Consider the following 21,300-nt stretch of genomic DNA (forward strand, 5'->3'; position numbering starts at 1 on the left):
GACGATGGAATGTAAGTTGATTGAGGCAAATCAACGATTGGACATTTTGTCCAAGGCATAGACGGAGACCAAGCCCCCATGGCAGCCAGCAGTACCTTCACCACGCCCCAGTCCGGCCCGCTGACCACACGCAGCGACGAGGATCTGGCCCCTGGCGACATCGCGGTCGGCGTCATCATCGGCCGGGCGTCCGAATATTTCGACTTTTTCGTCTTCGGCATCGCGTCCGTGCTGGTATTCCCGCAGGTGTTCTTCCCGTTCACGGACGCGCTGACCGGCACGCTGTACGCCTTCCTGGTGTTCGCGCTGGCGTTCGTCGTGCGCCCCATCGGCACGCTAATAGGCATGGAGATCCAGCGCCGCTTCAGCCGCTCCACCAAGCTGACCATCGCGCTGTTCCTGCTGGGCTCCTCCACGGTGGCGATGGGTCTGCTGCCCAGCTACGCCGAGGCCGGCGGCACCGCCATCGTGCTGCTGACGCTGTGCCGCATCGGCCAAGGCCTGGCTCTGGGAGGCTCCTGGGACGGCCTGCCCTCGCTGCTGGCATTGAATGCCCCGCCGCACCGCCGCGGCTGGTACGCGATGCTCGGCCAGCTCGGCGCACCGCTGGGCTTCTTCGTCGCGTCGGGCGTGTTCCTGTACGTCTACAGCAGCCTTTCAGCCAAGGACTTCCTGTCTTGGGGCTGGCGCTTCCCGTTCTTCACCGCGTTCGCGATCAACGTCGTGGCGCTGTTCGCCCGGTTGCGCCTGGTCGTCACGCACGAGTACGAAAAGCGCATGGAGGAGCACGAGCTGGACCCCGCCCACCTGCACGCTCTGCTGCCCGCGCAAGGCCACCACATCGTCATCGGCGCCTTCGTGGCACTGGCCAGCTACGCCCTTTTCCACCTGGTGACGGTGTTTCCGCTGTCGTGGGTAGCGTTGTCAGATCCGGAAGGCATCGAGGGCTTCATGAAGATGGAACTGCTGGGCGCCGCCTTCGCCGCGGCGGCCATGCCGATGTCCGGCCTGATCGCCGACAAGGTCGGTCGCCGCAACTTCCTGGGCTCGCTGGCCGTCGCCATCGGCGTATTTGCCGTCGCGGCGCCGTTCATGCTGGGCGGCGGCAAGCCGGGCCAGGCGTCCTTCATCCTGATTGGTTTCGTGTTGCTGGGCCTGTCGTACGGCCAGTCGGCCGGCTCGGTCACGTCCAACTTCCTGCCGCACTTCCGCTACACCGGCGCGGCGCTGACGGCAGACATGGCCTGGTTGCTGGGCGCGGCCTTCGCACCGGTCGTCGCGCTGTACCTGTCGTCGCAGTTCGGGCTGGTCTCGCTGACGGCCTACCTGATGTCCGGCGCGCTGGGCACGCTGGTAGCACTGCGCATCAACAAACAGTTGCAGGCAGCGGCTGTCGTGCACGACTGACACCCCGAGCCGCCACACAAGCGGGCTTCGGCCCGCTTTTTTTGACCCGAGACCGCCGCCATGGGCCTGACGCTGCACTACCACCCCCTGTCCTCCCACTGCTGGAAGCTGCTGATCGCGCTCGATGAACTGGGTGCGCCTTACACGCCGCAGATCGTCAACCTCGGCGACCCGGCCGCGCGCGCCGCCTATGCCGCGCTGTGGCCCACGGCCAAGATCCCGCTGCTGGTGGACGGCGAACGCGTGGTGCCCGAGACGGCCATCCAGATGGAGTACCTTAACCGCCGCATGGTCGGCGACCTGCTGCCGGCGGACTTCGACGCGCAGCTGCAGGTGCGCCTGTGGAACCGGCTGTTCGACAACTATGTGATGGACCCCATGCAGCGGTACATCGCGCAGATGCTGCGCCCGGCAACGCAACGGGACGCCAAGGCACAGACCGATGCCGTCGACCTGCTCGGCATGGCCTACGACCTGATCGAACGCCGCATGGGCGAGCACAGCTGGGCGGCGAGCGACGCTTTCAGCATGGCGGACTGCACGGCGGCGCCGTCACTGTTTTACGCGGCGACCATCCGGCCGTTTTCAGCCGACCACTCGCGTTTGAGCGCCTACTTCGAGCGGCTGGTGGCCCGCCCATCGGTGGCCAGTGCCATCGAGCAGGCGCAGCCGTTCTTCAAGTACTACCCGCTGCAGCAAGCGATGCCCGCGCGCTTCCTCGGCTGAAAGCTCAGCCCAGCGCCTTGCGCGCGTTCTGGAACATGCGCAGCCACGGGCTGTGCTGCGCGCGATTGCCATTCGTCCAGCTCATCTGCACGTTGCGGAACACGCGCTCCGGGTGCGGCATCAGCGCGGTGAAGCGGCCGTCGGCCGTCGTCACGCCGGTCAGGCCGCCGGGGCTGCCATTCGGGTTGAACGGGTAGGCCTCGGTGGCCGCGCCGTGGTTGTCCACGAAGCGCATGGCCTGGATGACCTGGGCCGCATCGCCCTGGTGGGCGAAGTTCGCGAAGCCCTCGCCGTGCGCGACCGCGATGGGCAGGCGGCTGCCTGCCATACCCTGGAAGAACACGCTCGGTGACTCCAGCACCTCGACCATGGACAAACGCGCCTCGAACTGCTCGCTTTGGTTGCGCGTGAAGCGCGGCCAGGCGTCGGCGCCCGGGATGATGGGCGCCAGCGCGGCCAGCATCTGGCAACCGTTGCACACGCCCAAGGCGAGCGTGTCCCGACGCGCGAAGAACGCGCGGAACTGCTCGGCCAGCACCGGGTTGAACATGATGGAGCGCGCCCAGCCCTCGCCGGCGCCCAGCGTGTCGCCGTAGCTGAAGCCGCCGCAGGCGACGAAGGCCGCGAAGCCGTCCAGCTTGACCGCGCCGGACTGCAGGTCGCTCATGTGCACGTCGAAGCTGTCGAAGCCGCCCAGCGACATCGCGTAGGCCATCTCGATGTGCGAGTTGACGCCCTGCTCGCGCAGGATGGCCACCTTGGGCTTGGCACTCGTGCTGATGAACGGGGCTTGCGTCTCGAACGTCAGATGCACATGCATGCCCGGGTCGTCGGCCTGGCCGGCCGCGGCGTGCTCGGCATCGGCGCCGGCCGGGTTGTCGCGCAGCTGCGCAATGCGCCAGCTCACTTCGTCCCAGGTCTGCTGCAGCGCCGTCAGGTCAGCGCCGAAGACCTTCTTGGCATCGCGCCAGACTTCCATCTGCCGCGCCGCATTGGGCTTGGCGACCACGTGCGAATGCTTCGACAGGCCATGCGCACGCAGCACCTGCATGACGGCATCGCGGTCGGCCGCGCGCACCTGGATCAGCGCGCCCAGCTCCTCGCTGAACAGCGCACGCAGCGTCAGCTCGTCGCGGCGGCCGCTGACCTGCGCGGCCCAGTTCTTCGAGTCGCCCATGTCGGCACGGCTGTCGCTGATGCCGTCGCCTTCGGTGACCAGCATGTCGATGTTCAGGCTCAGGCCGGTCTGGCCGGCAAAGGCCATTTCGCAGGCCGCCGCCCACAGGCCACCGTCGGAACGGTCGTGGTAGGCCAGCAGCTGGCCGGCGCCGCGCAGTTCGTTGATCGCGTTGACCAGCGCCACCAACAGCTGCGGCTCGTCCAGGTCGGGCACATCGCCGCCGAACTGGTTCTGCGTCTGCGCAAGGATGGAGCCGCCCATGCGGTGCCGGCCCTGCCCCAGGTCGATCAGGATGGCGCACGAGTCCTCGCGCTGCCACTCGGGGGTCAGCGTGCCGCGCACGTCGGCGACGCTGGCAAACGCAGTGACGATCAGCGACACCGGTGCGGTGACTTGCTTGTCATCCCACTTAGTGCGCATCGACAGCGAATCCTTGCCGACGGGGATGCTGATGCCCAGCGCCGGGCACAACTCCATGCCGACAGCCTTCACCGTGTCGAACAGCGCGGCGTCTTCGCCAGCCTCGCCGCAGGCGGCCATCCAGTTGGCGCTGAGCTTCACGCGCGGCAGTTCGATGGGCGCGGCCAGCAGGTTGGTGATGGACTCGGCCACCGCCATGCGGCCCGACGCCGGCGCGTTGACGGACGCCAGCGGCGTGCGCTCGCCCATGCTCATCGCCTCGCCGGCAAAGCCGTTGAAGTCGGCCAGCGTGACGGCGCAGTCCGCCACCGGCACCTGCCAGGGGCCGACCATCTGGTCACGGTGGTTCAGGCCGCCCACGGTGCGGTCGCCGATGGTGACCAGGAAGCGCTTGCTCGCCACGGTCGGGTGGCGCAGCACGTCGAACGCCGCCTGCGCCAGCTGCGTGCCGGACAAGTCCAGCGTGCCACCGTCGCGTGCCACGCGCTTCACGTCGCGCGTCATCTTGGGCGGCTTGCCCAGCAGCACGTCCATCGGCATGTCGATGGGGTCGTCGCCGGCCTGTTCGTCCACCAGCTTCAGGTCGCGTTCTTCGGTCACCACACCGACGACCGCGAACGGGCAGCGCTCACGCGCGCACATCGCGGCAAAGCGATCCAGGCTGTCGGGCGCGATGGCCAGCACGTAGCGCTCCTGGCTCTCGTTGCACCAGATTTCCTTGGGCGCCAGGCCCGACTCTTCCAGCGGCACCTTGCGCAGGTCGAATCGCGCGCCGCGGCCGGCGTCGTTCACCAGCTCCGGGAAGGCATTCGAGATGCCGCCCGCGCCGACGTCGTGGATGGCCAGCACCGGGTTCTCGGCGCCGAGACCCCAGCAGTGGTTGATGACCTCCTGCGCGCGCCGCTCGATCTCGGGGTTGCCGCGCTGCACGGAGTCGAAGTCCAGATCCGCCGTGTTCGTGCCCGCCGCCATCGACGACGCGGCACTGCCACCCATGCCGATGCGCATGCCCGGGCCACCGAGCTGAATCAGCAGGCTGCCGGCCGGGAACTCGATCTTCTTCGTCAGATCCGCGCGGATCTGGCCCAGACCGCCCGCGATCATGATGGGCTTGTGATAGCCGCGCTGCACGCCGTCCACGGCCTGCTCGTAGACGCGGAAATAGCCGCCCAGGTTGGGCCGGCCGAACTCGTTGTTGAACGCGGCACCGCCCAGCGGGCCGTTGATCATGATCTGCAGCGCCGACGCGATGTGAGCGGGCTTGCCAACGGGGTTCTGCTCCCACGACTCTGCCAGGCCCGGCAGGTGCAGGTTGGACACCGAGAAGCCCGTCAGGCCCGCCTTGGGCTTGGCGCCGCGGCCGGTGGCGCCTTCGTCGCGGATCTCACCGCCTGCGCCGGTGGACGCGCCCGGGAACGGCGAGATGGCGGTCGGGTGGTTGTGCGTCTCCACCTTCATCAGCACCTCGGCCTGCTCGGCCCGGGCGACGTAGGCGGAGCCCGGCTGGTCGGCGGCCATCCAGCGCTGGATGGCATGGCCTTCCATGACGGCGGCGTTGTCCGAGTACGCGATGACCGTATGCTGCGGGTGCAGCTTCTCGGTGTTGCGGATCATGCCGAACAGGCTCAGCGGCTGCGCCTCGCCGTCGACGATGAAGTTCGCATTGAAGATCTTGTGCCGGCAGTGCTCGCTGTTGGCCTGCGCGAACATCATCAGCTCCACGTCGCTGGGGTTGCGTCCCAGCTTCTTGAAGTTGGTATCCAGGTAGTCGATCTCGTCGGTCGACAGCGCCAGGCCGAACTCGACATTGGCCTTCTCCAGCGACGCCCGCCCCTGGCCAAGCACGTCCACATGCTGCAGCGGCTCAGCGGTGCGCTCGTCGAACAGATGCGCCGTGTCGTCGCGGTTGAAGCACACCGACTCGGTCATGCGGTCGTGCAGCAGCGCGGCGCAGGCGTTCAGCTCGTCGGCGCTCAAAGGCTTGGCGCCGCCCAGCAGGCCGCTCTTGGTCGTGATGCGGTACTCAACGACGCGCTCCACGCGCTTCAGCGTGAAGCCGCAGTTGCGGGCGATGTCGGTGGCCTTGGAGGCCCAGGGGCTGACCGTGCCAAAACGCGGCGTCACGACGATCAGATCGCCTTCGGCACCGGCGGCGGCCGGTTCGCCATAGGTCAGCAGCGCGGCGAAGCGCTCGCGGGTGGCGGCGTCCAGCGCCGCATCCGTCCAGACCCAATGCACCGCGCGCGCGCTGATGCCGGTAATGCGGCCATTGACCTGCTGCAGACCGGCCAGCAAGGCCTGGGCGCGGAAGTCGGAAAGAGCGTTGCCGCCCTCGAAATGGGTCAGCTGCGGGGTCTGGGCCATGGAATCCGTGGAGGCTGGGCGCGGGTGGGACGCGCGGTTCTCTGGAAGGCACGCGCCCCGGGCTGGCGGCGGCGTGCGGAAGCACGGGATTCTACTGAGGGACACCTCAGCCTCGGCGGCACCGGGCCGGCGGTCAGGACCCGCGCGGCAGTGCCGCGCGAGCGAGCAGCACCTGCGCCACGCTGCGCACGGCCTCTGGCTCCGACGCGGACAGGCTCAGCCTGCGGGCCATGCTCACGACGTCGGCATCCAGCGTCGAGGCATTCATCGCCAGGGCCGCCTGGAGGGCGGCCAGCCTGACCGTGGCGTCCGGGTCTTGCAGGTGCTGCCTGACCGCCACCGCTGCCGTGGGGGCATCGACCAGTTGCGGCAGGGCCAACAGAGCGCTCGCCCGCGCTTCGGCATGGCTGCCGGCCAGGATGGACTGCAGCCGCTGCGCGGCGACGCTGCGGCCCATGTCGTCCAGCGACCGGCGGCTCAGGCTGCCTATCAGTTCCGAGAGGTAGGCCGGTTCGGTCTCTTGCTGCAGCGCGGCCAGCAGCGCCTGCGTCAGCTCTGGGCGCTGCGACGCGCCTTCCACGCTGCGCAGCAAGTCGTACCCGAGCCGCTTGGTGTCGTGGTCGGCGGCCCCTATCAGTCCACGCACCAACGCGGCCGTCTCGGGGCTGTCATCCTGGGCGAGCAGGCGCATCAGCGCGAAGCGCTCCGTCGCGGAGCTGCTGCCGAGCAGGCGGGCACGCACCTGCGCCGCCGCCTGGGGGTCGCGGCGCATGGAGCACGACAGATCCTGCAGCGCGCGGTCATCGAAGGCCGCCTCGGGATCGGCGGCCAGGCGGCCGAGCACTGCATCGACTTGCAGCGCGCTGGCGTCGGCCCGCCGCAGCGGCTCGGCTTGGCTCTGCCGCTGTCCAGCCATCAGCGCCAGGGGCGACACCGGCGCGGACGGCGCCGTCGCGTGCGGCACGCCTGGCCTGGCGAATGCCGGCCCCTGCGCGGGCGGGTGCGCCTCCGACGGCACCGAGGTCGACAGCGCGGACACAGCAAGCACGGTCCCCACCACGCCCACCGCCAGGCCGCCGGCAAAGCCTATCCACAGCTTCATGCGATGTCCTTCCTGCCCCAGCGGCACGGGCGCGGCCACCGGTGCCGCCAGCGCGAAGCTGGGGCATCGGCAGCGGTCATGAGGCCTGGGCGGCGCGCCACATCCGCCTGGGTCGAACGGGATCAGTTCGCGATCGAGCCGCCGCAGTTGGCGCCGATGGAATTGCCGGAGCCGCCCCGAATGCGGCAGTTGACGGCGCCACGGGCGCTGCCGCTCACGACACGGGTGTTGGTGGAGTCCTGGATGTAGATGCCTTCGATGCGGGCACCCTGGATATCAACCGCGTTGACCGTCGTGCCGCTGCTGTTGCTGACGCTGAAGAATCCGCGCGCCGAGTTGCGCGACACCACGCGCGACACTGTCACGTTCGGCCCATTGCCATTGGCGACACGGAAGGTCGCGTAGCCCGCGCTCGGGCTGTTGTTCGTGCCCGTCACCGTGCCGACGGTGCCGTTGCGGCTGTTGTTCAGCAACAGCGCGGACGAACCCGTGTTGTTGGCCGTCACATCCGCGATGTTGAAGCCGTTGGCATTCCAGACCTCGACCGCATGGCCGCCGACGTTGTCGCCCCGGATGCCGCTCATGCGCAGGCCGCTGCTGTCGCCGTCGATGTCGAAACGGATGCCACCGGTGCTGCCCGACATGTTGGTCATGCGGAAGTTGGTGATCGTGGCGTTGGTGCAGTTGCGGCCGAGGAAGGCATAGCGCGGGTTGTTGGTCACCGTCACGTTGCGGATGGTGATGCGGTCCGCGTTGAAGCAGCGGAACAGGCCGTCACCCGTGATGGCGCTGCCGTCCAGCGTGCGGCCGCCGAAGTCCAGCACCATGCCGCTGGTCACGCGTATCGGCGCCGTGGGACGGTCCGGGATGCTGCTGGTCTGCGCGCTCGCTGCGACCGAAAAGGCGGCCAACAAACCACCCAGGAGTGGGAAGCGCAGGTGAGCGCGTCGTGCGCGAGCTTTTACCTTGTTCATGTGCATAGGTCTCCATCAATTTCTAATATTCCCCGCGCGCCCACCCAGGCAGTGCGAGGCGCAACATGCCCCGGACGATGCGTCGCCCGCGACAAACCTCCAAACTCGATGCAGCCACCGCCCGGCTCATGCCCGGCGCTTCACCCATAGCCGCGGCAACACCATCGCCGCGATCAGCAAGCCGCCGGCCACCATCGCCATCACGACGCCCGGCACGTTCAGCATGCCCAGCGCAAACGTGAACGCACCCAGCAGCACCGCCGCCAGCACCACGCCGACCATGCTGCCGCGCCCGCCCTGAATGGCCACGCCGCCCAGCAGCGCGATGGTGATGGCGTCCAGCTCCCAACCGGCTGCGAGGTTGGGCCGGGTGCTGCCGATGCGGCCGGTCAGCAGCACGGCGGCCAGTGCAGCGGCGATGCCGGCAAAGACGAACAGGCCCAGCCGGTAGCTGTCTGCCGCGATGCCGCTGAAGCGCGCAGCGACCGGATTCGCGCCGATCGCGTAGACACGTCGGCCGTGCACGGTGCGATGCATCCACAACGCCACGCCTGCCGCGAACAGCAGCGCGACGCCGAACTCGATGGGCACGATCAGCCACTCAACGCCGAACAGGTCGCCCAGCGTGCCGTTGCCCAGCACGCTCAAGGGCTCGGGGTAGCCGGTGATCGCCTGGTCGCCCAACAGCACCAGCGCCAGGCCGCGGTACAGCGACAAGGTGCCGATGGTGACGACGATGGACGGCAGGCCGCGTTGCGTGACCAGCCAGCCGTTCAGCCACCCGCAGGCCGCGCCCGTTGACGCAGCAGCCAGCAGCATCACAGGCAGCGGAGCGCCTGCCTGCATGGCCAAGCCCATGGCCAGTGACGACAAGGCCATGGTCGCCGCAATGGACAGGTCGATCTCGCCGGCCACGATGAGCATGGCCATGGCCAGCGCGATGATGAGGCGCTCGGACATGTTGACCGTGCTGTCGGCCAGCGCGAAGGGCGACAGGAAGCCGTCCAGCCCCGCGCCGAAGCCGGCGTACAGCAGCACCAGCAGCGCGGCCAGCACGCGTTCCCAGGACGTGAAGGCCTTCATGACCCGCCCCGCTCCAGGATGGGCAGGCCCTTGCCGGCCCGCACCCTGGCGTTGAACGCGACCGACAGCAGAATGACTGCGCCCGCAATGGCCTGCTGCCAGAACGGCGAGACCTGGATGACCGGCAGCGCCGCGTTGACCACGCCCAGGAACAGCACGCCCAGCATCGCGCCGCCCACCGTGCCAATGCCGCCCGCGATGCTGACGCCACCGATGACGCAGGCGGCAATCACCGTCAGCTCATACCCCGCCGCCAGCTCGGTGAAGGCGATGGCATAGCGCCCCACCCACAGCACGCCGGCCAGGCCGGCCAGCGCGCCGGACAGCGTATAGACCTGCAGCAGCCGGCGCTGCTCCGAAATGCCTGCCACGCGCGCCGCGTCGGGGTTGTTGCCCAGCGCGATGACCTCGCGGCCGGCCGGCCGCCAGCGCAGCCACGCGCCCACGGCCACCACCACCCCAGCAGCGATCAGCACCAACAGCGGCAGGCCCGCGACATCGGTGCGCGGCAGCGACTTGATGGCCGGGTGGATGTCCTGGTCCGACACCCAGGCGCCGCCCGAGGCCACGAACACCGCGCCGCGGTACAGCGACATGGTGCCCAGCGTCACGACGATGGGCGGCAGCGCGCAGCGCGCGATCAGCAGCCCGTTGACGGCACCCAGCAGGCCGCCCAACATCAGCGCCAGCAACAGCAAGGCCGCGATGGGCAGGCCGGGGAAGGCCTGGCCCACCAGCGCACAGGCCATGCCCGTCAGCGCCAGGTTGGACGCGACCGACAGGTCCACGCCGCGCGTCAGCAGCACGACCATCTGGCCGGCCACCAGGATGGCCAGCAACGCGGATTCGTTGGCGATGTCCAGCGCATTGCGCAGCGTCAGAAAGACCGGTGCACGCCACCCGACGAGCAACACGATGACCGCGATGACGGCCAGCAGTAGCGGGTCACGCTTCATGCCGCGAGCTCCTTCGCCACACCCGATGCTGCCGCCACGATGGACTCGGCAGGCGCGCCGTGCGCGAACTCGGCCACCACGCGCCCGCGCCGCATGACGAGGACGCGGTCTGCCAGGTTCATCGCCTCGGGCAGCTCCGAGGACACGAGGATGACGGCCAGGCCCTGCTGCACCATCTCCTCGATGAGTTCATAGACCGCCTGCTTGGCCCCGACGTCGATGCCCTTGGTGGGCTCGTCCAGGATGACCACGCGCGGCTGCAGGCCCAGCCACTTGGCGATGACCACCTTCTGCTGGTTGCCGCCGGACAGACTGGCCACCGGCACCTCCTGCGACGCGGCTTTGATGCGCAGCCGGTCCATCAGCGTCTGCGCGAAGCCGCGCTCGCGCACGGCAGACAGCCAGGGGCCACGGGATAGCTTGCCATGCCACGCATGGCGCGGGCCGGCCAGCGCGGGCAGCGTCAGGTTGGCGCCGACGGACAGGTCCAGCAGCGCGCCCTGCTGGCGGCGGTCTTCCGGCACGTAGACCAGCCCGGCGGCGATGGCCTGGGCGGGGTCGTGCAGATCCAGCGGCCGGCCGTCCAGCTCGACGCGGGCGCTCGCCTCGGGCTTGAGGCCGATCAGCGCCAGCATGGCCTCGGTGCGGCCGGCGCCCACCAAGCCGTAGAAGCCCAGCACCTCGCCGCGCCGCACCTCAAAGGCCAGGTCGGCGAACTCGGTCGGGTGGCTCAGTGCCTGCACGCGCAGCGCCACCGCGCCAGGCGAGCGGCGGCGCTGCGGGTAGGTGTCGTCCACCGCGCGGCCCACCATCAGCTTCACCAGCGCGGGCTCCGCAGCGGTCGCCATGTCGCCGCTGCCGACCGTGGCGCCATCGCGCAGCACGACGTAGCGGTCGCACACGGCGAACAGTTCATCGAACTTGTGCGTGATGAACAGCACCGCCACGCCTTGCGCCTTGAGGCGATTGACGAGGCGGTAGATCTCGTGGATCTCGGCCTGCGACAGCGCGGCCGTGGGCTCGTCCAGGATGACCACGCGCGCCTGCATGGACAGCGCGCGCGCGATTTCCACCTGGTGGCGCTGCGCGATGCCCAGCTCGGCCGCCGGCGTGCGGGCGGGGAACTGTGCGCCAACCAAGTCCAGCCACTGCTGCGCCTCGCGTTCCATGCGGGGCCAGTCGACCACTTGCACACCTGCCACTCGCTTAGTGAGCGGGCGGGCGATGAAGATGTTCTCGGCGGCGGACAGCGCGTCGAACACCACCGTCTCCTGGTGCACGGCGGCGATGCCTGCGGCCTGCGCGTCCTGCGTGCGCGCGAACTTGACGGGCCGCCCGTCCAGCAGGATCTCGCCCGAGTCGGGCGCATGCACGCCGGTCAGCGTCTTGACCAGCGTGCTCTTGCCGGCGCCGTTCTCGCCGATCAGTGCCAGCGCCTGGCCGGGCAGGAGGTCCAGGTCCACGCCGCGCAGCGCCTGCGTGGGGCCGAAGCGTTTGGTGATGCCGCGGAGTTGCAGCATCAGTACATCTTGGCGAACTTCTCGACGTTGCTCGCGTTGAAAGTGAAGGGTTCGGCCATTGCGCCTTCCGCACTCGCGTCCAGCGTCATCTTGCCCACGCGGCCCAGCGGCACGCTCTCGCCCGGCACGCCCTTGACAGAGCCCTTCACCAGCGCATTCGCGGCATGGACGACGGAGTAGCCCAGGTCCACCGGGTTCCAGATGGCGAAGCTCTTCACCGCCCCGCCCTTCACATGGCCCAGCATCTCCGACGGCAGGCCCAGGCCGGTGACGAAGACCTGGCCCACACGGCGCTCGTCCTGAACGGCGCGGGCGGCAGCGGCAATCCCCACCGTCGTCGGCGCGACGATGACCTTCAGGTTCGGGTGGCTCTTCAGCAGACCTTGCGCCTCGCGGTAGCTCTTGTCGGTCTGGTCGTCACCGTAGACGACGCTGACCAGCCTGACCTTGGCATAGGGCGGCGTGGCCAGCGTAGTCTTCATCGCCGCAATCCACGCGTTCTGGTTGGTGGCCTGCGCGGTGGCGGACAGCACGGCCACCTCGCCGCCGGCAGGCGCTGCGTCCAGCACCAGCGCGGCCAGCTTCGCGCCGATCATCGGCGTGCTGGACGGCGCCAGGTGCAGCTGCCGGCCGTCCTTGCGCACCATGGAGTCGAAGGACAGCACCTTGATGCCACGCTGTTGCGCCTTCTTCAGCACCGGCACCAGCGCATCCGGGTCGTTGGCAGAGATGGCGATGGCCTTCACGCGCTGCGCGATCAGCGCGTTGATGATCTCCACCTGGCCCTCGGCCGTGGCCTTGGCCGGGCCGGCGTAAACAATCTCCAGGCCGCCCAGTTCCTTGGCGGCTTCCTGCGCCCCCTGGCGGGCGGCGTCGAAGAAGCCGTTGCCCAGGCTCTTCACGACGAGGGCCATCTTGTCGGCGGCAAAAGCCGCCTGGGCGCTGCACAGCGCCGCCGCAACGGCCGCCAGCGTGGTGCGAATTCGGTACTTCATGTGTCTCCCATCCCCGGCCTGCGGCCGTTGCGGGCGGCAGTAGGCCTCAAAACCGGGCGCCCGCCACCGCTTTGCGGGGAACTACGGAGCACAACACTCACGGCCTCGATTAGGATAGCGCTATCCTTTGCATTCGAGATCCATGACAGCGCCCTCACCTCCTTCCGTCGTCTTCATGGGCGTGGCCGGCAGCGGCAAATCCACTCTGGCGGCGATGGTTGCCAAGCGACTGGGCCGCGTCTGGCTGGAGGGCGACCAGTTCCACGGCGAGGCCAACCGCAGCAAGATGGCCCGCGGCGAACCGCTGACCGACGCGGACCGCGTCAGCTGGCTGGCCAGTCTGGCCGAGCAGCTGCAGCAGCGGCCCAGCGTGTTGCTGGCGTGCTCGGCGCTGAAGCGCGTCTACCGCGACCAATTGCGCGTTGCGTCGCCGGGCCTGCGCTTCGCGTTCCTGGACATTTCGAAAGCCGAGGCCAGCCAGCGCGTCAGCACGCGGGGCGGCCACTTCTTTGCCGCAAGCCTGATGGACAGCCAGTTCGAAACGCTGGAGTCACCGGTAGACGAAGCCGGCGTGCTGCGCCTGGACGCCTCGCAGCCGTTGGACGCGCTGCAGCGCCAGGTCTGCCACTGGCTCGCCGACTGAACGCGCGATGAAGCAGCCTCCCCTGACCCGCCGCGAGATCGTCGGCTACGGCCTGGGCGACATGGGGTTCAACTTCTACTGGACCAACATCTCGACCTTTTTGCTGATCTTCTACACCGACGTGTTCGGCATCACCGCCGCTGCAGCGGCCACGATGCTGTTCGTCGTGAAGATCTTCAACGCCTTCACCGACCCCATGATCGGCGCCTTTGCCGACCGCACGCAGACGCGCTGGGGCAAGTTCCGGCCCTACCTGCTGTTCGTGCCCCTGCCGCTGGCCTTCATGGGCGTGCTGACGTACTCCACGCCCGACGTCGGCCCCACGGGCAAGCTGGTGTGGGCGTACGTGACCTACCTGCTGCTGATGACGGTCTACACCGGCGTCAACCTGCCCTACAGCGCGCTCTCGGGCGTCATCACGGGCGACGCGCGGGAGCGCAATGCAGTCAACGCGTCGCGCTTCGTCTGCGGGTTCCTCGGCGGCATGGTCGTCACGGCGGCCACGCCGCGCCTGGTGCAATGGCTGGGCAGTGGCGACGCCGCGCTGGGCTGGACGCTGACGATGGCCTGCTGGGGCACAGCCGCCGCTGTCATCTTCGCCATCACATTCGCCACGACGAAGGAGCGCGTGCAGCCCACGCAGGCCGAGCCTTCCACCGTGCGGCAAGACCTCGCCGACCTGCGCAGCAACAAGCCGTGGATCCTGCTGTTCCTGCTGGCACTGATCATCATGGTCAGCATCACGCTGCGCATGACCAGCGCGGCCTACTACTTCAAGTACGTGGTCAACCGGCCCGAGCTGCTGGCCACCTTCGTGCCCGCCTACCTGCTGGCCGCTGCCGCCGGCACGGCGCTGACGCCCTTCCTCGCCCGCTTCGTCGACAAGCGCAAGCTGATGATCGGGCTGATGATCGCGTCCACCGCGCTGTCGGCGGCCTTCCTGTTCGTGGACGCGAACCAGATCTGGCTGATGTACGCGCTGCAAGTCGCGCTGGGCCTGGCACTGGGGCCGAAGTCGCCGCTGAATTTCTCGATGCTGGCCGACGCCGCCGACTTCAACGAATGGCGCAATGGCCGCCGCGCCACTGCCATGACCTTCGCCGCCAGCTCCTTCGCGCAGAAGCTGGGTACGGCGGTGGCGGTGGGCGTCATCGGCACCATTTTCACGGCGCTGGGTTATGTGCCCAACGCGGCACAGTCGGCCGACTCTCAGGCCGGCATCGTCTGGCTGATGTCGGTCATCCCGGCGGTCTTCACCGGGCTGGCGGCCGTGCTGATGATGTTCTACACGCTGGACAACCCGACGATGGCCCGCATCCAGAGCGACCTGGCCGCGCGGAAGACTTCCTCTCCGACACCATGATTCATCACCACGACGACGGCGCCCGCTGCGAGCTGACCAGCCCCACCGCAATGCCGCAAGCCGGCGGCTTCCTGTGGAACCGCCGCATGATGATCCAGGTGACCTGCCGCGGCTACGCCACCGCCCAGTTCATGCAGCCCGAACCAGCCAAGTACGCGCATGCGCCCAACCTGGAGGCCAAGACCTTCATGCAGCCGGAGCAGGCCTACTACGCCCACCACCCGGGCCGCTTCGTCTACGTGAAGGACGAGGAGACGGGCGAGCTGTTCTCGGCCCCCTACGAGCCGGTGCGCGCGAAGGTTGACAGCTTCAGCTTCACCGCGAGCGCGCACGACCTGTCCTGGACCGTGGAGCACCTGGGCCTGCGCGTGGAGATGCGTCTGGGCCTACCCACCAAAGACGTGGTGGAGCTGTGGGAGCTGCGCGTCACCAACCTGACCGGCCGGCCGCGGCGCGTCAGCGTCGTGCCCTACTTCCCCATCGGCTACATGTCGTGGATGAACCAGTCCGCCGAATGGCGTGCCGACCTGGGCGGCGTCGTCGCCAGCTGCGTCACTCCCTACCAAAAGGTCGCGGACTACTTCAAGAACATCCATCTCAAGGACAAGACCTACTTCCTGTGCGAGCGCGCGCCCGATACCTGGGAGGCGGCGCAGGCCGCATTCGAAGGCGAAGGCGGGCTGCACAACCCGAGCGCGCTGCAGGCAGGCACGCTGGCCGGCGGCGATGCACGCTACGAGACGCCCGCCGCCTGCGTGCAGTACCGGCTGGCGCTGGTGCCGCACCAGAGCGAGTGCTACCGCTTCGTCTTCGGCCCCGCGCTGGACGACGCCGAAATCGCCACGGTGCGCGACACCTACCTCAGCGAAGCCGGCTTCGCCCGCGCGCGCACCGCCTATGCGGACTACATCGCCAGCGGCCGGGGCTGTCTGCGCATCACCACGCCCGACGCCGCCTTCGACCGCTTCGTCAACCACTGGCTTCCGCGCCAGGTTTTCTATCACGGCGACGTCAACCGTCTCAGCACCGACCCGCAGACGCGCAACTACCTGCAGGACAACCTCGGCATGGCCTACATCGCCCCGGCCGTCACGCGCGGCGCGCTGCTGCATGCGCTAGGCCAGCAGGAAGCAAATGGCGCCATGCCCGACGGCATCCTGCTGATCGAAGGCGCCGAGCTGAAGTACATCAACCAGGTTCCGCACACTGACCACTGCGTGTGGCTTCCCGTCTGCCTGCAGGCCTACCTGGACGAGACGGGCGACTTCGCGCTGCTGGACGTAGACGTGAACGGCCAGACCGTCGCCCAGCGCTTCGACGCCGCCATGGCCTGGCTGCACCAAGACCGCGACGCGCGGGGCCTGAGCTACATCGCCCAGGGCGACTGGTGCGATCCGATGAACATGGTGGGCTACCAGGGCCGCGGCGTGTCCGGCTGGTTGACAGTGGCGGCCGCGTTCGCGATGAAGCTGTGGGCCGGCATCAGCGCCGATGCGGGTCGCACGGAAGCCGCCGCCCGCTGGTTCGCCGCCGCGCAGGAACTGAACGACGCCGCCAACTGCCACCTGTGGGACGGCGACTGGTTCGCCCGCGGCATCACGGACGACGACGTCAAGTTCGGCGTCGCCGCCGATGCCGAAGGCCGCATCTACCTGAACCCGCAGTCGTGGGCCCTGCTCAGTGGCGCAGCCACCGACGAGCAGCGCGCGAGGATGCTCGCAGCCATCGACGCGCAGCTGCAAACGCCGCACGGCGTGGCGATGTTCAATCCTCCCTACTCGCGCATGCGCGACGACGTGGGCCGCGTGACGCAGAAGCACCCGGGCTCGGCCGAGAACGGCGCGGTCTACAACCACGCCGCCGCGTTCTACATCCATGCGATGTACGACGCCGGCGAGGCCGACCGTGCCTGGCGCGCACTGCGCGCGATGGTCGCCGGACCGGACGAGGCCGACTTGCTGCAGCGCGGCCAGATGCCGGTGTTCATTCCGAACTACTACCGCGGCGCACACAAGGAGTACCCACGCACGGCTGGCCGCTCCAGCCAGCTGTTCAACACCGGCACGGCGGCCTGGGCCTATCGCTCGGTGATCGAAGGGCTGTGCGGCCTGCGCGGCCATCCTGACGGGCTGCGGGTGAAGCCGCAACTGCCTTCGGGCTGGAACGAAATGAACGCCGAGCGCGAGTTCCGCGGTGCGCGGTTCAAGCTGCAAGTGCGCCGCACGGGTGCGGCTCGCGTGCTGCTGGACGGCCAGCCGTTGCCAGACGGCTTGGTGCGCAACATACAGGCCGGTCGCGCGTACCGCCTGGACGTCGAACTACGCTGATTCGCGCCTCTGCACCTGGAAGCCCAGGTCCAGGTGTGGCGTCTCCACCGGCTGGTTGCGGATCAGCTTCATCAGCATCAGCGCGGCCTGCTGGCCGATCTCGCGGCGCGGCGTGGCCACGGTGGTCAGCGGCGGCACCATCTGGTCGCTGCCTGGCAGGTCGTTGAAGCCGGCAATCGCGACGCGCCCCGGCACCGCCACGCCCAGCCGCAGCGCGGCCAGCAGCGCGCCCTGGGCCAGGTCATCGTTGCAGAAGAAGATGGCGTCGGTCTCTGGCGCCTCGCGCAGCACGCGCTCCAGCATGTGGCCGCCGAGCGCCATCGACGACGGCTCGGGGGTCAGCAATTTGCGCACGCACTCGCCCAGGCCGGCCTGCTGCATCGCTTCCACATAGCCCTCGCCGCGCTCCAGCGTGCGCGGGTCCAGCTGCGCGGCGACATAGGTGACGTGGCGGCGGCCCGAGTCCAGCAGATGCCCGGTGATGGCCCGCCCGGCCTCGCGCTGTGAGAAGCCCACGCTGTGGCAGCCGGGCTCGGACTCCAGCTCCATCACGCGCACGCAGGGCACGCCGCTCGCCTCGATCAGCGCGGTCGCCGCGGCGCTGTGGTCACGGCCAGTGACGATGAGGCCGGCCGGCCGGTGCGCCAGGAAGCTGCGCAGCACCGCCTCCTCCTCGCCGGCATCGTAGTGAGTCACGCCGATCAGCGTCTGGAAACCGGCCGGCACCAGCGTGTTCTGCACCGCGTCCAGCAGGTCGACGAACAGCGTGTTGCTGAGCTTGGGGATCAGCACCGCCACATGCGAGCTGCGCGCGGAGGCCAGCGCTCGGGCGGCGGGGTCAGGCACGTAACCCAGCGCAGCCGCGGCGGCCTGCACGCGCTCGACCAGTTCGTGCCCCACGGCGCGCTCGCCGCGCAGCGCCCGTGACACGGTGATGGGGCTGACGCCGGCCGCCTGCGCCACGTCCGCCAGCGTCACCCGGCCGGTGGCGCGCGTGCGTCGGGCGGGGGCGGCGGAAGCAGTGGTGTGGCTCGGCATGGCTAGAGAGTATCCCCCATACCGAATGGTGAAACCCGCGCCTAGGATAGCGCAATCCGATTGGATTGCGCTATCCAGGACGGACGCAAAACAGGTGCACCGAGACACCCGTAGTGCCCACCCCGATGCGCTCACCGAGTTCGACTCGCTTTTTTTTGACGCAATTGGATAGCGCTATCCAATAAACAAGTTTGTTTAGCAAACAAGTTCCAGAACCAGCCACGAGCTGCCAACCCCAGGAGACATGATGAAAGCCCCTCGCCAACCCACCTTGATCCACCTCGCGGCGCTGGCCGCCTGTGCCGGCCTCGCCCTGCCCACCCAGGCCCAGACCGCCGAGGCCGCGCCGGACGCAGCGACCGACAGCGGCAGCAACGTGCTGAGCACCGTCGTCGTGACCGGCTCCCGCATCTCCGCGCGCGGCTTCACGCAGCCCACGCCGACGACGCGCTTGGTCGCCTCGGACCTGGAGAAAGTCGCCAAGCCCAACCTGTTCAACGCCATCGCCGAGCTCCCCGCGCTGCAAGGCAGCACCGGCCGCACCACCAGCACCAACAGCACCAGCTCCGGCATCCAGGGTCTCAGCTCGCTGAGCCTGCGCGGCCTTGGACCCATCCGCACGCTGACGCTGATCGACGGCCAGCGCGTGGTGGGCGCCAACGTGACCGGTGTGACCGACGTGAGCCAGTTCCCGCAGCTGCTCATCAAGCAGGTGGACGTGGTGACGGGAGGCGCGTCGGCGTCCTACGGTTCGGACGCCGTGGGCGGCGTGGTGAACTTCATCACCGACAAGCGCTTCTCCGGCTTCAAGGCCAACGTCGAGGGCGGCCAGACGAACTACGGCGACGACAAGAACTCCACGCTGCAGGCGGCCTGGGGCAGCGGCTTCCTGGAGGGCCGTGCCCACTTGAGCGCCAGCGTCGAGTACAGCCGCGAGAAGGGCGTGCCGTCCCCGCGCTTCGGCGGTGCCGGTGCCAACGGCCGCGACTGGTTCAGAAACCCCGCCTTCCAGGTGCGGCCCATAGCCCAGACCACCGACGGCAAGCCGCAGTACACCTTCATCGAGAACGCCCAGCAGTTCCAGTACGCCAAGTACGGCCTCATCACCAGCGGCCCGCTGCAGGGCACGGCCTTTGGCCCCGGCGGCACGCCCTACCAGTTCCAGTACGGCTCCAATGGCGTGCCCACCGGCACCGGCGCCGTGACCGGGTGCGTGACGCCCTTCTGCGTGGGCGGCGACCTGAGCGGCACCGTCGGCGGCGGCACCACGCTGGGCATGAACATGACGCGCCAGGTGGCCTACACGCGCGGCAGCTTCGAGTTGAACGACGACCATGAGGTCTTCTTCAGCCTGAACTACGGCAAGGTGGACTCGCTGTTCACGCCCAACCCGGGCGCGGCCAAGAACGCCAACCTCACCATCCAGTGCAGCAATCCCTTCCTGCCCACGTCGATCGTGACGGCCTGCGCGGCCAACAACATCACCAGCTTCCAGTACGGCGTGGCCAACGCGATCTTTCCCGACGACATCGAGGTCAACCCGGTGCGCACGCAGTTGCGCGCGGTCGTCGGTGCCAACGGCAAGTTCGACGCGTTCGGCAAGGGCTGGACCTATGACGCCTACGCCACCCATGCGCAGAACACCATCGACATCAGCGTCCAGCACATGACGCTCAACGCTCGCTACAACGCCGCCATCGACGCCGTGCGCGGGCCCAACAACACCATCATCTGCCGCAACGCGGCAGCAGCCGCTTCGGGCTGCGTGCCGCTGAACATCATCGGCGACGTGCCCATCGACCCTGCAGCCTGGGCCTACATCGCACCGGCCAACGGCCCGCACCAGTACTCGCGCCAGCGCCAGTCGGTCGCCGCGTTCAACGTCAACGGCGAACCCTTCTCGCTGTGGGCCGGCCCGGTGGCCGTGGCCTTCGGCGCCGAAGCGCGTCGCGAGCAGTACTACGTCATTGGCGACCCGTATGGCAACGGCGTGTTCCCCGAAACGCCCAACACGCCGCAGTACCCCGCCGATCCGCTGCTGAACACCACCATCGGCAACAACTGGTACGCCGGCAACTATCACAACGCCAAGGGCGCATACCACGTGAAGGAAGGCTTCATCGAGCTGAACCTGCCGCTGTTCAAGGGCACGGCGCTGGGCGAGGCCAACCTCAACATCGCCGGTCGCCACACCGACTACAGCACCTCGGGCAAGGTCGACAGCTGGAAGGTCGGCTCGACGTGGCAGACCGGCATCGACGGCCTGCGCCTGCGCGCCGTCACGTCACGGGACGTACGCGCGCCCAACCTGAGCGAGCTGTTCGCGGCGCCGCTGGTCGTCAACAACACCGTCAACTACCAGGGCACGACGCTGACCGTGCAGCAGCGCACCATCGGCAACGTCAACCTGCGCCCGGAGATTGCCCGCAACACGACCTTCGGCCTCGTGCTGGCGCAGCCGATGTGGGCGCCAGGCTTCAGCGCCTCCGTCGACTACTTCGACATCAAGGTTGACGACGTGATCTCGTCGCTGAACGCGCAGCAGGAGGTGGACCTGTGCGTGGCCGGCAACCAGGAAATCTGCGCCGCGATAGACCTCGTCAGCGCGACGAAGTACGTGACGTTGCAGGCCTTCAACCTCGCGTCCATGCGCAATAAGGGCTTCGACCTCGAAGCCCTGTACCGATTCAACCTGGGCAGCGTGGGCCTGCCGGGCAGCCTGACGCTGCGCGGCCTGGCCACGCACACCCGCAGCTTCGTGACCAACTCGGGCGTCGTGGGCACCATCCCGAGCGAAGCTGCCGGCGTCAACCTCGGCAACACGCCCAAGTGGAAAGGCCAGTTCTCGCAGTCCTGGGAGAACGAGACGGCCAGCTTCACGGTCTCGCAGCGCTGGATCAGCGACGGCGTCTACAGCAACGAGTACATCGAGTGCCAGACCAACTGCCCCGTCTCCACGGTGACGCGGCCCACCATCCTGAACAACCAGATGAAGGGCGCGTTCTACTGGGACATCGGCGGCTCGTACAAGGTCAACAAGCACCTGAGCGTCTACTTCAAGGTCGACAACCTGACCGACGTGGACCCGGTGGCAGCGCCGCAGACGGGCACGGGCTACGGCATCAACCCGTTCCTGTATGACGTGCTGGGCCGCCAGTACCGGGTTGGCGCTCGAATGAGCTTTTGAACCTCAGCACCAGAC

The 21,300-nt window shown here is 68.5% G+C and carries 14 protein-coding genes; 6 read left to right on the forward strand and 8 right to left on the reverse strand.

Going from position 1 to position 21,300, the window contains the following annotated elements:
* The first annotated feature begins 78 nt into the window (after positions 1-78).
* Entirely contained in the window at positions 79-1,407 is a 1,329-nt protein-coding gene (locus ACG02S_RS08415) for an MFS transporter (RefSeq protein WP_394469988.1), read from the forward strand.
* 60 nt (positions 1,408-1,467) lie between these two features.
* The gene (locus ACG02S_RS08420) at positions 1,468-2,133 is read left to right on the forward strand and encodes a glutathione S-transferase family protein (RefSeq protein WP_394469989.1); all 666 of its coding nucleotides are present in this window, start codon (positions 1,468-1,470) and stop codon (positions 2,131-2,133) included.
* 4 nt (positions 2,134-2,137) lie between these two features.
* Here ACG02S_RS08420 and purL read toward each other — a convergent pair whose 3' ends face one another.
* The 7 genes from purL to rhaS form a co-directional block, all read right to left on the reverse strand.
* On the reverse strand, positions 2,138-6,097 hold the full coding sequence (gene purL / locus ACG02S_RS08425) for a phosphoribosylformylglycinamidine synthase (protein WP_394469990.1): 3,960 nt from the start codon (positions 6,095-6,097) through the stop codon (positions 2,138-2,140).
* A 133-nt stretch (positions 6,098-6,230) separates the two neighbouring features.
* Entirely contained in the window at positions 6,231-7,199 is a 969-nt protein-coding gene (locus tag ACG02S_RS08430) for a hypothetical protein (protein ID WP_394469991.1), read from the reverse strand.
* Between the two features lie 122 nt (positions 7,200-7,321).
* On the reverse strand, positions 7,322-8,110 hold the full coding sequence (locus tag ACG02S_RS08435; RefSeq protein WP_394469992.1) for a hypothetical protein: 789 nt from the start codon (positions 8,108-8,110) through the stop codon (positions 7,322-7,324).
* Between the two features lie 189 nt (positions 8,111-8,299).
* Positions 8,300-9,256: an ABC transporter permease gene (locus ACG02S_RS08440; protein WP_394469993.1), complete on the reverse strand. Its 957-nt coding sequence runs from the start codon at positions 9,254-9,256 to the stop codon at positions 8,300-8,302.
* The gene (locus ACG02S_RS08445; protein WP_394469994.1) at positions 9,253-10,212 is read right to left on the reverse strand and encodes an ABC transporter permease; all 960 of its coding nucleotides are present in this window, start codon (positions 10,210-10,212) and stop codon (positions 9,253-9,255) included. The genes ACG02S_RS08440 and ACG02S_RS08445 overlap by 4 nt, the downstream gene beginning before the upstream one ends.
* Positions 10,209-11,732, reverse strand: a complete 1,524-nt coding sequence (locus ACG02S_RS08450) for a sugar ABC transporter ATP-binding protein (RefSeq protein ID WP_394469995.1) — start codon at positions 11,730-11,732, stop codon at positions 10,209-10,211. Before ACG02S_RS08450 ends, ACG02S_RS08445 begins: the two co-directional genes overlap by 4 nt.
* A complete protein-coding gene (rhaS, locus tag ACG02S_RS08455; protein WP_394469996.1) occupies positions 11,732-12,727 on the reverse strand; it encodes a rhamnose ABC transporter substrate-binding protein in 996 nt (331 codons plus the stop codon). The genes ACG02S_RS08450 and rhaS overlap by 1 nt, the downstream gene beginning before the upstream one ends.
* A gap of 142 nt (positions 12,728-12,869) precedes the next feature.
* Between rhaS and ACG02S_RS08460 the strand changes: the two genes are divergently transcribed.
* The 3 genes from ACG02S_RS08460 to ACG02S_RS08470 are packed head-to-tail and all read left to right on the forward strand — an operon-like array spanning position 12,870 to position 17,060.
* Positions 12,870-13,370, forward strand: a complete 501-nt coding sequence (locus ACG02S_RS08460) for a gluconokinase (protein WP_394469997.1) — start codon at positions 12,870-12,872, stop codon at positions 13,368-13,370.
* 7 nt (positions 13,371-13,377) lie between these two features.
* Entirely contained in the window at positions 13,378-14,733 is a 1,356-nt protein-coding gene (locus tag ACG02S_RS08465) for an MFS transporter (RefSeq protein ID WP_394469998.1), read from the forward strand.
* Positions 14,730-17,060: a GH36-type glycosyl hydrolase domain-containing protein gene (locus ACG02S_RS08470; RefSeq protein WP_394469999.1), complete on the forward strand. Its 2,331-nt coding sequence runs from the start codon at positions 14,730-14,732 to the stop codon at positions 17,058-17,060. The genes ACG02S_RS08465 and ACG02S_RS08470 overlap by 4 nt, the downstream gene beginning before the upstream one ends.
* Here the strand turns inward: ACG02S_RS08470 and gntR are convergent.
* The gene (gntR, locus tag ACG02S_RS08475; protein ID WP_394470000.1) at positions 17,052-18,098 is read right to left on the reverse strand and encodes an HTH-type transcriptional regulator GntR; all 1,047 of its coding nucleotides are present in this window, start codon (positions 18,096-18,098) and stop codon (positions 17,052-17,054) included. The genes ACG02S_RS08470 and gntR overlap by 9 nt on opposite strands.
* A 247-nt stretch (positions 18,099-18,345) precedes the next feature.
* Between gntR and ACG02S_RS08480 the strand changes: the two genes are divergently transcribed.
* The gene (locus tag ACG02S_RS08480; protein WP_394470001.1) at positions 18,346-21,285 is read left to right on the forward strand and encodes a TonB-dependent receptor plug domain-containing protein; all 2,940 of its coding nucleotides are present in this window, start codon (positions 18,346-18,348) and stop codon (positions 21,283-21,285) included.
* Positions 21,286-21,300: the final 15 nt, after the last annotated feature.

The sequence above is a fragment of the Pelomonas dachongensis genome (assembly GCF_043555865.1).
Classification (GTDB): domain Bacteria; phylum Pseudomonadota; class Gammaproteobacteria; order Burkholderiales; family Burkholderiaceae_C; genus Pelomonas; species Pelomonas dachongensis.